The 14,064-nt window shown below is 43.2% G+C and carries 10 protein-coding genes; 1 reads left to right on the forward strand and 9 read right to left on the reverse strand.

Annotated features, from left to right (window positions below; translation table 11 throughout):
• Positions 1 to 19 precede the first annotated feature (19 nt).
• From WAA86_RS07985 to WAA86_RS08010, 6 genes are read right to left on the reverse strand one after another with little or no spacing between them, the layout of a single operon-like run.
• Positions 20 to 1,348 (reverse strand): quinol:cytochrome C oxidoreductase, encoded by a 1,329-nt coding sequence (locus tag WAA86_RS07985; RefSeq protein WP_337300475.1) that lies wholly within the window; start codon positions 1,346 to 1,348, stop codon positions 20 to 22.
• 17 nt (positions 1,349 to 1,365) lie between these two features.
• On the reverse strand, positions 1,366 to 1,926 hold the full coding sequence (locus tag WAA86_RS07990) for a c-type cytochrome (protein WP_337300476.1): 561 nt from the start codon (positions 1,924 to 1,926) through the stop codon (positions 1,366 to 1,368).
• A gap of 10 nt (positions 1,927 to 1,936) precedes the next feature.
• A complete protein-coding gene (locus tag WAA86_RS07995) occupies positions 1,937 to 2,458 on the reverse strand; it encodes a DUF3341 domain-containing protein (protein ID WP_337300477.1) in 522 nt (173 codons plus the stop codon).
• A 2-nt stretch (positions 2,459 to 2,460) separates the two neighbouring features.
• Complete coding sequence (gene nrfD, locus WAA86_RS08000) at positions 2,461 to 4,188, reverse strand: NrfD/PsrC family molybdoenzyme membrane anchor subunit (RefSeq protein WP_337300478.1); 1,728 nt, start codon at positions 4,186 to 4,188, stop codon at positions 2,461 to 2,463.
• 30 nt (positions 4,189 to 4,218) lie between these two features.
• Complete coding sequence (locus tag WAA86_RS08005) at positions 4,219 to 7,332, reverse strand: TAT-variant-translocated molybdopterin oxidoreductase (protein ID WP_337300479.1); 3,114 nt, start codon at positions 7,330 to 7,332, stop codon at positions 4,219 to 4,221.
• A 37-nt stretch (positions 7,333 to 7,369) separates the two neighbouring features.
• Positions 7,370 to 8,725, reverse strand: a complete 1,356-nt coding sequence (locus WAA86_RS08010; protein ID WP_337300480.1) for a c-type cytochrome — start codon at positions 8,723 to 8,725, stop codon at positions 7,370 to 7,372.
• A 230-nt stretch (positions 8,726 to 8,955) separates the two neighbouring features.
• Here WAA86_RS08010 and WAA86_RS08015 point away from each other — a divergent pair, with 230 nt between their 5' ends.
• Positions 8,956 to 9,321 carry an SPOR domain-containing protein gene (locus WAA86_RS08015; protein ID WP_337300481.1) on the forward strand — a complete coding sequence of 122 codons (366 nt, stop codon included), beginning with the start codon at positions 8,956 to 8,958 and terminating at the stop codon, positions 9,319 to 9,321.
• A 79-nt stretch (positions 9,322 to 9,400) separates the two neighbouring features.
• Here WAA86_RS08015 and infB read toward each other — a convergent pair whose 3' ends face one another.
• From infB to rimP, 3 genes are read right to left on the reverse strand one after another with little or no spacing between them, the layout of a single operon-like run.
• Positions 9,401 to 12,181 (reverse strand): translation initiation factor IF-2, encoded by a 2,781-nt coding sequence (infB, locus tag WAA86_RS08020; RefSeq protein ID WP_337300482.1) that lies wholly within the window; start codon positions 12,179 to 12,181, stop codon positions 9,401 to 9,403.
• A 43-nt stretch (positions 12,182 to 12,224) separates the two neighbouring features.
• Positions 12,225 to 13,457, reverse strand: a complete 1,233-nt coding sequence (gene nusA / locus WAA86_RS08025; RefSeq protein ID WP_337300483.1) for a transcription termination factor NusA — start codon at positions 13,455 to 13,457, stop codon at positions 12,225 to 12,227.
• Between the two features lie 13 nt (positions 13,458 to 13,470).
• On the reverse strand, positions 13,471 to 13,932 hold the full coding sequence (gene rimP / locus WAA86_RS08030) for a ribosome assembly cofactor RimP (protein WP_337300484.1): 462 nt from the start codon (positions 13,930 to 13,932) through the stop codon (positions 13,471 to 13,473).
• Positions 13,933 to 14,064: the final 132 nt, after the last annotated feature.

Raw genomic sequence — 14,064 nt, forward strand, 5'->3', positions numbered from 1 at the left:
TTATTCTTTAAAACTAATTCTAATAATGAAAATGCTTACTCTCTTCGATGAACGGATTACGTTTTGGAGTCATCGGAGCCTTTGTCATGGCCCTGAAGATCCAGAATATAAACAATCCAGCGAATAATAATACCGCTCCGATCTCAGGTATTCCAATAAACCATTGGTCCCCTACTGTAGATGGCATTATCATATTAAATATGTCCACGTAATGTCCACATAAAATCACCACTCCGGCCATAACGACAAACCAGTTCATTCTTTTGAAATCACTGTTCATCAACAATAGCACAGGGAACAAAAAGTTCATGGCCACCATTCCGAAGAATATCAATTTATAATCCGCGATACGCGTCACAAAATAAGTAACTTCCTCTGGTATGTTAGAGTACCATATCAACATAAATTGTGAGAACCATAGGTAGGTCCAGAAGATACTGATACCGAACATAAACTTTGCCAAATCATGGATATGACTGTTGTTTACCTCTGGCAAGAAACCTCTAGATTTTAAGTAAATGGTCACCAAGGCAATTACTGTGATACCTGATACGAACATACTGGCAAATACATACCAACCAAATAAGGTACTGAACCAGTGTGGGTCAACACTCATAATCCAATCCCAAGACATCATGGATTCCGAAATCAAGAACAATACCAAGAACGCAGCAGAAACTCTAAAGTTCTTCACGAAATTACTGTTGTCACTGGAATTATCCTGTGCGATAGACAATTTCCTTGAAAATTCACGGTACCCGATCCAAATAGCCAAATAGATTGCAGCCCTGATCAGGAAAAAGGTAGGATTTAAATAACCTGCCTTGCCCTGTAATAACTTATCCTCTGCCACTACTTCCGCATCCATCCAAACAAACAGATGGTTCATATGCATGGTAGATAGTACCAAGATTACAAATACAATGATTCCCCCAGGAACTATATATGCCGTAATACCTTCCATTACCCTGAACAACAATGGGGACCAACCTGCCTGTGCAGCCCGTTGTATGGCATAGAATGCCAAGGTACCCAACGCCAACATCATAAAGAAGAAGGCCGCAACATAAAGGGCAGACCATGGTCTGTTCTGTAGTTGGTGCAATAAATGCTCATCATGTGAAGAGTCGTGGGCCTCTGCCGTAGCAGCTGCTCCATGATCACCATCGGTAGCGTGCATAGCTTCCTCTCCATGAGCACTTCCATGCCCATCTCCGTGGCCAGCTACCATTTCCTTTGCTTCTTCAACATTGGACGGCATTGAAAGAAATCCTACTCCAACACCCAATGCGCCAACAACCATTAAAATAATTGAAGCAATTTTTAGTCTATTTGAAAAAGTGTACATACTTCTAAATCTATGTATTATTTTGTTAAGTCTTGTTTCAGTTTCATAACGTACTCAGCAACTTGCCAACGCTCCTTATGATTCAATTGGCCTGCATAAGACCCCATGGAGTTCAATCCATAATAAATGGTGTGGTAGGTACCACCTACACTTATATTACGTGCGGCATCATCATAACTTGGTACACCCAATATTTTTTCGCGCTCCACCAAGGTACCTTTTCCGTCACCTTTCTCGCCGTGACAAATGGCACAATATATATTGTAAAGCTCCATACCAACCTTCATGTTGTCTTCCTGCTGAAGTGAATCCAATGGACTGGCCTGTATTTTGGCCAACTCCTTGCCTTCAGGACCATTATCAAACTCGTAGGGCATTTTCCCCCTAGGAACGGTATGGTCCGCAGGAATCAGTGCTTCCTGCTGATTTGGAAGGAAATCTACTTTTTGATAGGTCTCATATCCAACAGGAACATACATGTTTGGCATGTACTGGTAGTTTGGGCTATTCTTATCAGCGCAAGATGCTACTGATAAAACCAATCCTAAAACAATTACTATTTTGCTAAAACTGTTCATAATACTATGACTACTTTTCTGTAATATTAATTTCCACTGCCCCTGTACTCAGCAACAACTCCTTTAATTCAGCTTCATTATCATGAATCTCAATCTCCATCAAGAAATGGTCATCCGTTGTTCTTACATCTGGATTCTCAGCTTCCTTGAAAGGCCACAATTTACTTCTCATATAAAAAGTGATCACCATTAAGTGGGCCGCGAAAAATACCGTCAACTCAAACATGATAGGAACAAAGGCCGGCATGTTCTCCAAATAGCTAAAACTTGGTTTACCACCTATGTCCTGGGGCCAATCTTGAATCATCATATAATTCATCATGGTAATGGCCACAGACAATCCCACACATCCATACATAAAGGACATGATTGCAAGTCTGGTTGGAGCTAGGCCCATGGCCTTGTCCAAACCGTGCACAGGAAAAGGGCAGTATACCTCTTCTATATGGAATTTGGCAGCCTTTACTTTTTTGACCGCGTGCATCAGCACATCGTCGTCATTATAAAATGCATGTATAACTTTAGATGACATAATTACTTCTTGTTATTTAAAATCTTAGCCTGTCCTGCCCAATCATCCCTTTGTGCCCTTCCTGGAAATGATCCAGTTATTGAGTCCAACAAGTCATATTCTTTTTGGGTCATTCTACTTACCTGAGCGAAGGTATATACTCCAATTTGATTCAGGGTAATTTCCATCTGAGGTCCTATTCCCTTTATCTGCTTTAGATCATCCGGAGTATCCACAGCGCTATCAAAAACACCTATCGACGTCAACAAGGCAGAAACCTGTTCTTTGGAATCCGCTTCTGGAAGCGACTTCTCCTCAACAATTTTTTCCTTTATATCAGCCACTCTGTTAATTTCATACATTGGCTTGCCGGCTTCTCTTAAGGTCTTGTATTTCTCCCCTGAAGATTTCAAGATAGACTTCACCTCTGCCTGGGCAATTACTGGGAAGGTTCTTGAGTACAATAAGAAAAGTACAAAGAAGAAACCAATGGTCCCTATAAATATTCCTATATCCACAAACGTTGGGGAGAACATGGTCCAAGATGATGGAAGGTAATCCCTGTGCAACGATGTAACGATAATTACGAAACGCTCAAACCACATCCCTATGTTCACCACAATGGAGATAAAGAAAGAGAACATGATGCTTGTTCGTAGTTTTTTGGACCACATGAACTGCGGTGAGAACACGTTACAGGTCATCATTGCCCAGTATGCCCAAGCGTAAGGACCGGTAGCCCTGTTCAAGAATGCATACTGCTCATATTCCACTCCGGAATACCAAGCCATAAACAACTCTGTGATGTAGGCACACCCAACGATAGAACCTGTAATCATAATTACAATGTTCATCAATTCAATATGCTGTATCGTGATATAAGCTTCCAAATTACTCACCTTTCTCATGATGATCAACAAGGTATTCACCATTGCAAATCCTGAGAATACCGCACCAGCAACAAAGTATGGTGGGAAAATAGTGGTATGCCATCCCGGTATCACGGACGTAGCAAAGTCAAAGGATACAATGGTATGTACGGAAAGTACCAATGGTGTGGCCAAACCTGCCAAAACCAGGGAGACTTCCTCGAAACGCTGCCAATCCTTGGCGCGACCTGTCCAACCAAAGCTCAACAAGCTGTATATCTTTTTCTGGAAAGGCTTTACGGCCCTATCACGGATCATAGCGAAATCGGGCAACAAACCTGTCCACCAGAAAACCAATGACACGGATAGATACGTTGATATCGCAAATACGTCCCAAAGCAATGGGGAGTTAAAGTTAACCCAAAGGGATCCAAACTGGTTGGGAATAGGCAGTACCCAATATGCCAACCAAGGACGTCCCATGTGAATGATCGGGAACAGACCTGCCTGGATCACAGAAAAGATGGTCATGGCCTCCGCTGAACGGTTGATGGCCATTCTCCACTTCTGTCTGAACAATAATAGTACTGCAGAGATCAACGTTCCCGCGTGACCGATACCTACCCACCAAACGAAGTTGGTAATATCCCAGGCCCAGCCCACAGTTTTGTTCAATCCCCAAGTACCAATACCTGTAGAAATAGTATAAATAATACAACCGATTCCCCAAAGGAACGCCAGTAGAGAAATGGAAAAAACAATCCACCACTGTTTGTTGGCTTTCCCTTCTACCGGAGCTGCAATATCAACGGTTACATCGTGGTAACCTTTGTCTCCAATTACTAGGGGTTTTCGTATAGGTGCTTCGTAATGCGACGCCATAATTTATAATATAGTTACTTTACTTTTTTATTATGCTTCGTTTGTATTTCTCACTTTAACGTGATAGAACACATTTGGTTTTGTACCCACATGCTCCAACAAGTGATACATACGGTCACTCTTCTTCAACTCAGCAACCTCACTCTCTTTATCGTTGATGTCCCCAAATACCATTGCCCCATTGCTACAAGCAGCCGAACAAGCGGTCTGGAATTCACTGTCCTTCACGGTACGTCCATCTCTCTTGGCGTCCAAAATACTCTTCTGTGTCTTTTGGATACACATGGAACATTTTTCCATGACACCGCGCGAACGTACATTGACATCAGGATTGATTACCATCTTACCTAAGTCGTTGTTCATATGGTAATCGAACTCATCGTTGTTGTTGTACAAGAACCAGTTGAAACGACGCACTTTATAAGGACAGTTGTTGGCACAATATCTTGTACCCACACATCTGTTGTATGCCATATGGTTCTGACCTTGACGGCTATGTGATGTAGCAGCTACCGGACAAACAGTCTCACAAGGAGCATGGTTACAGTGCTGACACATAACTGGCTGGAAGGCTACCTGTGGATTGGAAGCTGGATCTTCCAACTCTCCAAAACCACCCAAAGAACCTTTATCACCGGACAATCCGGCAAAACTCTCTTTTTTCTCATCATCCTGCTCAAAGGTTTCCTCAGAAGAATAGTATCTATCGATACGCAACCAATGCATATCCCTTGATTTTCTAACTTCTTCTTTACCAACAACAGGTACATTGTTTTCTGCGTGACATGCTATAACACAAGCCCCACATCCCGTACAGGCATTTAAATCTATGGAAAGGTTAAAGTGATGTCCTATAGATCTGTCAAAGCTATCCCACAAATCAACAGAAGTAGCCTCTACCTCTTGGTGATCCAACGACACTTTTGGTGTTACATTCCACTCATGGGAATCCTTGGTATTGAATATCTCCAAAGAAGTTTCCTTGATGATATCTCCCCTACCCATTAACGTTTTTTGCAATTGGACACACGCAAATTCGTGCATACCGGCAGATTTTTCAATACTAACCGCCTGTTGTCCCGCAAAACCTTGGTACAATGCATAGGCATTTACACCTGTCTGCATCTCTTCTTTCATCCCAGCTTTTCTGCCATACCCAAAAGAAAGACCCACAGAACCGTTGGCCTGACCTGGTTGAACGATCACCGGCACATTATCTATACTAACACCGTTGACGGTCAATTTGGCATAACTACCATTCAGACCTCCATTGGCAACATTTTCATTGATCAAACCTAGCTTTTCAGCATCGGCCTTGGAAACGGTAACATAGTTATCCCAAGACACCCTTGTAATAGGATCCGGGAATTCTTGCAACCACGGGTTGTTGGCCTGCTGACCATCACCCATTCCAATTTTGGAATACAAGCTCAACTCCATCCCAGTAGATGCAGAAGAGGCCAGACTATTGATTGCAGATGCCAATGGCACTACTGAAGCTTCCATAGTCCCAGCAACGGGTGCAGCTACTGCCTCACCTTCAACTACCGGAGCAGCAGACGCAGCAAAAACACCATCATGCAATGCCTGATTCCACTCTCCAGAGCCTAAAATTCCAGCTCCCCAAGTTTCCTTGATATAATCATAATAGCTCTTATCACTATCCATCCATTTCAAAAGGGCCGTTTGTAGCTGACGCGTATCAAACAATTCCTTGATCGTAGGCTGCATAAGACTATAATGTCCTTTTTTCATTTCTGCATCGCCCCATGATTCCAAATAATGGGATGCAGCACCAACATACTGAACCGCCATTGCAGTTTCCGTATTGTTCAGTGCAAAGGCAACAGAAAGATCTACTTTTTTAAGTCCTTCGGCAAAATCGGCACTGTTCGGCAAAGAATACATTGGGTTTACACCATCAATGATCACCGCTCCAACTGTTCCTGCATTCATATCGGCAATCAACTGATTAACCGCCGCAACATTACCTTGTCTTACATATTTTGGAGCCTTGGCATCAAAAGCCTTGCTCTGCAACATTTCATTGATTGCCAATACCACAGATTGCGCATTGACATCATCCAAACCTGTTACTACAACCGCATCAGACCCAGCTTTTTGGATCTCCTTTGCAGCAGCCTCAACAGCTTTGGCAACTTTTTCTGGCAAATCACCACCAACAGATGTTCCGTTCAATTGCCCGTACAACTTGGCCAAGGCCACTTTTTGTTGTGACGGAGTCAAAGCAACACGCTTATCCGCATTGGCACCGGCCAAAGACATATTTGATTCGAATTGTATGTGTCTGGACATTTTTCCATTCTTGGGCACGCGCCCTTTGGAATATCCACCATCATATCCTCCACCTTGCCAATCTCCCAAGAAGTCAGCACCGAAAGAAACAATCAATCCAGCTTTTTCAAAATCATAATCAGCCAAAGCCCTTTCGCCGTATTTGGCAGCAAAAGCACTTAAAGCCGCATCTTCGGAAACAGCATCGTAAACCACGTGGTTCACATTTCCAAAGGCCGCTTTAAAATCTCCCACCAACCTGGTAGTTGACGGACTCGCATAAGTCTGTGTCAAAATTGCGATCTGCTTACCTGAATTCTTCAAAGAACCAAGCTTGGCTTTTACCGCATTGTCAAGAACACTCCATTCAACAGGCTCTCCGTTGAACATAGGCCCCTGCAACCTTGTACTGTCATACAAGGACAATACAGAAGCCTGAACCCTGGCGTTAGCACCACCGTTCACTTTGGCATCGGTATTGTTCTCCACCTTTATTGGCCTACCCTCACGGGTCTTGATCAATATACTGGCAAAATCAAAACCATTGGCTATCGTAGTAGCATAGTAATTGGCCACACCCGGTATTATGCTTTCTGGTTGAACAACATAAGGTATGGACTTGATAACAGGTCCCTCACAAGCCGCCAACGTAGCTGCAGCCGTACTGAAACCTACATATTTTAGAAAGTCCCTTCTATTTGTTGAAGAGGATGCCAAATTGTCCTTATTCCCCAAAAACTCATCTACTGGGATATCCTGGACAAATTCGTTCTGTCTTAGCGTCTCAACAATGGAATCGTTAGGATTTAACTCCGCCTCGCTCTTCCAATATTTTTTGTTTGATGACATATGATATATCTGAAAATTATCTTCTTGTTAACCTTTATTAATAGTGACATTTACCACATTCCAATCCACCCATCTGAGCCGCTGTTAGCGTCTCAACACCGTACTTCTTGGAAAGCTCCTCGTGTATCTTATCGTAGTACTCATTACCTTCAACCTTCACGTTGGTCTCCCTGTGACAGTTGATACACCATCCCATTGTCAATGGAGAATACTGATACATAATTTCCATCTCCTCTACAGGACCATGGCATGTCTGACATTCAACCCCCGCAACAGAAACGTGCTGAGAGTGGTTAAAGTAGGCAAAATCCGGAAGGTTGTGGATTCTTACCCATTCTACAGGCTCTGATTTCCCAGTATACTTCTGGTTCTCCTCGTCCCAACCCACAGCTTTGTACAACTTTTTGATTTCACCTGTGTAAAAATCATTGGTGTATCCATTCGCCAGATCCTCGGCACTTGGCCCCTCAGGATTTCCTTTGTACTCGTAAATGGACTTATGGCAGTTCATACATACATTCAGCGCCGGTATTCCAGAATGCTTGGAAACCCTTGCAGACGAATGACAGTACTTACATTCTATTTTATTGTCTCCAGCATGGATCTTGTGGGAATAGTGGATCGGCTGCACAGGAGCATACCCCTGATCGATACCAACCTGCATAAAGTAGCCATACACATAGTAAGCACTTCCCAACAACAAGAAGATTACGGTAACCAATACCAAAAATTGATTTTGAGCGAATGCCTTCCAGATCGGCGTTCTCTTTTCTGCCTTCTCTTTTTCAACAACGACACCATTGGCCTCAGCGATACGTCTCAAGGTCTGGTTGACCAAAACAAGCATCACAACCAACAGTCCGAACACCAACACCAACGCACCCAAGATAAGCTCATTTGATATTCCGGATGCATCAGGAGCAGCACCAGGCACCGCACCTGGAACAGGAGGCACTACAGCCGCAACCGGAGGAGCATCGGTATACGCCAAGATATCATCGATATCCGCGTTGCTCAACGTTGGGAAAGCCGTCATGGCAGCTTGATTGTACTCATTGTAGATTTTCACAGCGGCAGGATCACCTGATTTGATCATCCCAGCACTATTCTTGATCCAAGAATACAACCACTCCCTGTCATGTCTTTCGGTAACACCGGCCAATGCAGGACCGGTCATTTTCCTATCCAAAGCGTGACAAGCGGCACAATTTTGATTAAACAGTTGCTTTCCTTTTGCCGGATCACCAGCACCTGCAGGAGCTTCTGCAGCAACCTCAGTATCTTCGACAACAGCCTCCTCTTGAGCAAAAAGAGATGTTGAAAACAGTAGAAACACTACTAAACTGATACCTAAAAACTTAGAAATTTGATTACGGTATGGAACCTTTTTCATATTAAAAATATTTCTATCGAAATCTTGGCACGATATTTACTTGTTAATACACAAGCTATACTTATCGCCGTTTAAATTGCAGACAAAAATACGACATAGACTTTATTTTGGAAATGTTAATGGATTGATAATTTATAATTTATAGCCATTCTAAATAGAATAAATTTATACCGGTTTCATGGATAAAAAATTACTTTTGCAAAAGTCTTTAATACTAAGCTAGATACATAATGAGAACAGTTTTCAGCACTTTAATATTGCTCTTTTTTTCTACGACAATTTTTGCCCAACAAGGCACAATTTCCATAGAACAAGATCCAAAAATTGATGCTTTGGTCCAAATTTACAAGGCAAGCACAGACATTGCCGATGTATACAGAATCCAAATATATTTTGGGTCCCTCAATGAAGCCAAAGAAATAAAAATGCAGGCCGAGGGCGATTATCCGGACTGGTATTCAAAAATTGATTTTATCACTCCGAGCTACCGTGTTAGGATAGGACAATTCAAAACCAAACTGGAAGCAGAACGCAACCTGATAGATGTCCGAAAGAAATACCCAAGCGCCCTGCTCATACAGCCTGAGAAGAAATAATCCAGATTTGGAACGTACTTAAAACAAAAAAAACCTGTCGCGCGACAGGTTTTTTTTGTTTCAAATATGAGTCTTATGCTTATTTCAGCTTCTTCTTAACAGCTACTTCCTGGAAGGCTTCTACAATATCGCTTTCCCTGATATCATTGTAGTTCTTGATCTGAAGACCACAATCGTACCCTTTGGATACTTCTTTCACGTCATCCTTGAAACGCTTCAAGGAAGCCAGTTCCCCAGTATAAATCACTACACCATCACGAATCAAGCGAATATTGGAGTTTCTAAAGATCTTACCGCTGGTCACCATACAACCTGCAATGGTTCCAACTTTGGATATCTTGAAGGTCTCCCTAATTTCCGCCGTACCGGTAATTTCTTCCTTCATTTCTGGAGAAAGCATACCTTCCATGGCATCCTTAAGATCATTTATCGCGTCATAGATAATGGAGTACATCCTGATATCTATTTCTTCTTTTTCAGCAATGGCCCTGGCATTACCCATTGGCCTAACGTTAAATCCTATGATTACCGCATCTGAAGCCGAAGCCAACAATACGTCTGATTCTGTAATCGGTCCGACCGCCTTGTGAATGATGTTCACTTGGATCTCGTCTGTCGACAGTTTCTGGAAAGAATCTGTCAATGCTTCCACAGAACCATCCACATCACCTTTCAATATGATGTTCAACTCCTTAAAGTCGCCCAAAGCAATACGTCTACCAATTTCATCCAAGGTGATGTGACGCTGTGTCCTTACAGACTGCTCTCTCATCAACTGAGCTCTTTTGGCCGCTATTTGCTTGGCTTCCCTCTCATCTTCCAAGACATTGAACTTATCACCCGCTTGTGGCGCTCCGTCCAATCCCAATATGGAAATAGGAGTGGAAGGTCCAACTTCTTTCACATTGTTGCCTCGCTCATCCTGCATGGCCTTTATTTTACCACTGCACGTTCCGGCAAGTACATAATCTCCAATCTTTAACGTTCCCGTCTGTACAAGGACCGTGGACACATAACCCCTACCCTTGTCCAAGAACGCCTCTACAACGGTACCTGTGGCCAAGCGATCCGGGTTCGCCTTCAATTCAAGAATTTCTGCTTCAAGCAAAACTTTTTCCAAAAGCTCTTTTACTCCTGTCCCCATTTTGGCAGAGATGTCATGGGATTGGATCTTACCACCCCAATCTTCCACCAAGAGGTTCATTTGCGCCAATCCTTCCTTGATCTTGTCTGGGTTGGACGTAGGCTTATCAATCTTATTGATCGCAAAGACAATAGGTACTCCCGCGGCCTGAGCGTGACTGATGGCCTCTTTTGTCTGTGGCATGATGGCATCATCCGCCGCCACAACAATAATGGCTATATCCGTAACCTGTGCTCCACGAGCCCTCATCGCGGTAAACGCCTCGTGACCCGGAGTATCCAAGAAGGCTATTTTCTGTCCGCCATCCAAGGTTACACCGTACGCCCCGATATGCTGGGTAATTCCCCCGCTTTCACCGGCAATAACATTTTCTTTTCTAATATAATCCAATAGGGAGGTCTTACCGTGATCCACGTGACCCATCACCGTAACTATTGGAGCCCTAGGCTGCAGATCTTCCGGAGAATCCTCAACTACCTCAATGGTTTCTTCGATATCTGCAGAAACAAACTCTACTTCATATCCAAATTCATCTGCAACAATGGACAAGGTCTCAGCATCCAATCTTTGGTTCATGGTCACCATGATCCCTAAGGACATACATGCAGAAATAATTTTGGTGGTAGGAACATCCATCATCACCGCTACCTCGCTCGCCGTAACAAACTCGGTAACTTTTAGGATCTTGCTCTGCAATTCTTGCTGCTCAAGATCTTTTTCCGTTTGCTGACGGTGCTGATCTCTTTTATCCCTTCTATATTTGGCTCCTTTTCCTTTTTTGGATTTCCCTTGAAGTTTTTCCAAGGTCTCACGTACTTGTTTTTGTACATCTTCCTCCGTAGGCTCCACCTTGGCAGCTTGACCAAAACGCTGACCCGGACCTTTCCTTCCCGGCGCATTTTTACCTCTTGGTCCCGTACCGGTAGGCCTTGGTCCTGAAGTTTGTCCCGGAGTACTTACAATACGTTTTCTTCTTTTCTTTTTATCAGAACTGTCACCAGCCTTGGAAGCTTCTTTTTTCTTCTTGGGCTTCGCAAATTTCGACAAGTCGATTTTGTCCCCTGTGATCTTGGGACCACTGAGTTTCTGATATTGTGTGGTAATCGTTTCCGATTCCTGGGTCTTTTCAGGTTCTTCGGCAGGAGCTTTTTTCTCTTCTGCTTTCTCAGTTTTGGCTTCCACCTTCTTTTCGGCAGGTTTTTCGGCCACTACTTTTTTGGCAGGCTCCTCGGCTTTCACCTCAGCTTTCTCTACTGGGGCGGCCTCTTCTTTCTTCTCCTCTACTTTGGCGGGTTCAGCGGCCTTTACAGGCGCTTCTTCAACTGCGGCCGGCTCTTCCTCCTTCTTTTTAGGGGAAAGATCTATTTTACCAACAGTTTTTGGTCCGGAAAGATCGGCCTTGGCCTTCACCACTTGTTCAGAAGCAGCTTTCTTCTCCCGTGCCAATCGCTTCTCCTCCTGCTCTTGCTCCAATTGTTGACGCAGCGCCTCCTTCTCCTTCCTCTTCTCTTCGCCAACTTCCTTGGATGCAACTTTCTTGCTCATATCCGTTTGGAACTCGTCCAAAAGAACTTGATACACCTCATTGGAAATTTTAGTTGTAGGCCTAGCTTCCACATCGTGACCTTTGGCCCCAAGGAAATCTACCGCCCTGTCCAGTGAAATATTAAGTTCCCGTAGAACTTTATTAAGCCTTATAGTTGCATTATCTGCCATAAATAGATATTCGTATTCTTATATTTTCCCGCTAATATATAGCTTAATCTTCTAATTCTTCTTTTAGCACACGCACAACTTCCAAAATAGTCTCCTCTTCCAAATCAGTACGCTTCACCAAATCATCCACATCCTGTTCAAGGACGCTCCTTGCTGTATCCAACCCAATTTTCTTAAGCTCGTCAATTACCCAGCCTTCAATTTCATCAGAAAATTCAGTCAATTCAACATCTTCTTCCACTCCTTCGCGGAATACATCAATCTCATAACCGGTCAATTGTCCGGCCAATCTTATATTGTGACCTCCCCTACCGATAGCCTTGGAAACCTCCTCTGGCCTCAGGTATACTTGGGCAGTCATTTTTTCATCATCCAATTTCACAGAGGAAACACGAGCCGGACTCAAAGCCCTGGTCACCAATAATTGGGCATTGCTGGTCCAATTGATCACATCGATGTTCTCGTTCCCCAATTCCCTAACAATACCGTGGATACGTGATCCTTTCATTCCCACACAGGCACCTACAGGATCAATTCTGTCGTCATAGGAATCTACAGCAACCTTCGCCTTCTCCCCAGGGATACGCACGGCCTTTTTAATGGTGATCAAGCCATCGAAAACCTCTGGTATTTCTTGGAAGAACAACTGCTCCAAAAACAATGGAGAGGTTCTGGACATAATAATAACCGGCTTGTTGCCTTTCAGCTCCACACTCTCTATGATCCCACGAACGTTGTCACCCTTCCTAAAGAAATCTGCAGGAATCTGCTTGTCCTTTGGCATGATGATCTCATTGCCCTCATCATCCAATAGGATAATGGCCTTATGTCTTATATGATGAACCTCAGCGGTGTAAATTTCACCCTCCAGATCCTTAAATTGCTTGTAAATGGTCGTATTATCGTGTTCATGGATCTTGGAAATAAGGTTTTGACGCAAGGCCAAAATTGCCCTTCTCCCCAAATCTATCAATTTCACCTCTTCGGAAACATCTTCACCCACCTCAAAATCGGGCTCAATCTTACGCGCTGCAGAAAGTGAGATCTCCTCGTTCGGATCCTCTACTTCACCATCCTCTACAACAACCCTGTTTCTCCATATCTCCAAATCTCCCTTATCCGGGTTGATGATGATATCAAAGTTGTCATCCGAGCCAAACTTTTTCTTTAGAGCGTTTCTAAACACATCTTCCAAAATCGCCATCAGCGTAACCCTGTCTATGAATTTATCATCCTTAAACTCGGAGAAAGATTCTATCAGCGCAATATTTTCCATTCTGAACTACTAATTAAAATTTTAATACAACTTTTGCTTCTTGAATATCAGAAATAGCGATCTCCTGCTTCTTCTGAACTGTTACTTTACCCTTGCCCACCGGTTTGGGTTCTCGTGCTTTCCACTCTAAAGTGATGCTATCTTCCGTTGCAGCCGTAAGTTTACCTTCAAAATTACTATCTTGAACCCTCACTTCCAATATTCTTCCTATATTCTTTTTATACTGCCTAGGCAATACCAACGGCGTAGTTGCCCCAGCAGATTCCACTTCTAGGGAAAAATCCTCTTCCTCCCTGTCCAAATTATGCTCAATGGCCCTGCTTACCGCCATGCAGTCCTTCAAGGCCACCCCGTTATCACCATCCAAGGTCACTTTGATCTTGTTGTCCGATGATATTTTAAAATCAATCAAAAAAAGCGATTGGTTCTCCTCGAGGGCCTGATTTAAAAGTTCTGTTACCTTGTCCTTCAACATAAATTTAAGTAATAAAAGAGGGGACTAATAGTCCCCTCATGAATACTTTATATTCTTTCAGCGGTGCAAATATACGATTTTTTATTTCACTTCCCAATCAATTTTTGATCAGGGGTTTATGGGAAACTCAAA

The sequence above is a fragment of the Sediminicola sp. 1XM1-17 genome, assembly GCF_037203765.1.
Lineage (GTDB): Bacteria > Bacteroidota > Bacteroidia > Flavobacteriales > Flavobacteriaceae > Sediminicola.

Excerpts from the sequence above, each read along its gene's own strand:
- WAA86_RS07985 (WP_337300475.1), bottom strand. The coding sequence starts at position 1,348 with ATGTACACTTTTTCAAATAGACTAAAAATTGCTTCAATTATTTTAATG.
- WAA86_RS07990 (WP_337300476.1), bottom strand. The coding sequence starts at position 1,926 with ATGAACAGTTTTAGCAAAATAGTAATTGTTTTAGGATTGGTTTTATCA.
- WAA86_RS07995 (WP_337300477.1), bottom strand. The coding sequence starts at position 2,458 with ATGTCATCTAAAGTTATACATGCATTTTATAATGACGACGATGTGCTG.
- nrfD (WP_337300478.1), bottom strand. The coding sequence starts at position 4,188 with ATGGCGTCGCATTACGAAGCACCTATACGAAAACCCCTAGTAATTGGA.
- WAA86_RS08005 (WP_337300479.1), bottom strand. The coding sequence starts at position 7,332 with ATGTCATCAAACAAAAAATATTGGAAGAGCGAGGCGGAGTTAAATCCT.
- WAA86_RS08010 (WP_337300480.1), bottom strand. The coding sequence starts at position 8,725 with ATGAAAAAGGTTCCATACCGTAATCAAATTTCTAAGTTTTTAGGTATC.
- WAA86_RS08015 (WP_337300481.1), top strand. The coding sequence starts at position 8,956 with ATGAGAACAGTTTTCAGCACTTTAATATTGCTCTTTTTTTCTACGACA.
- infB (WP_337300482.1), bottom strand. The coding sequence starts at position 12,181 with ATGGCAGATAATGCAACTATAAGGCTTAATAAAGTTCTACGGGAACTT.
- nusA (WP_337300483.1), bottom strand. The coding sequence starts at position 13,457 with ATGGAAAATATTGCGCTGATAGAATCTTTCTCCGAGTTTAAGGATGAT.
- rimP (WP_337300484.1), bottom strand. The coding sequence starts at position 13,932 with ATGTTGAAGGACAAGGTAACAGAACTTTTAAATCAGGCCCTCGAGGAG.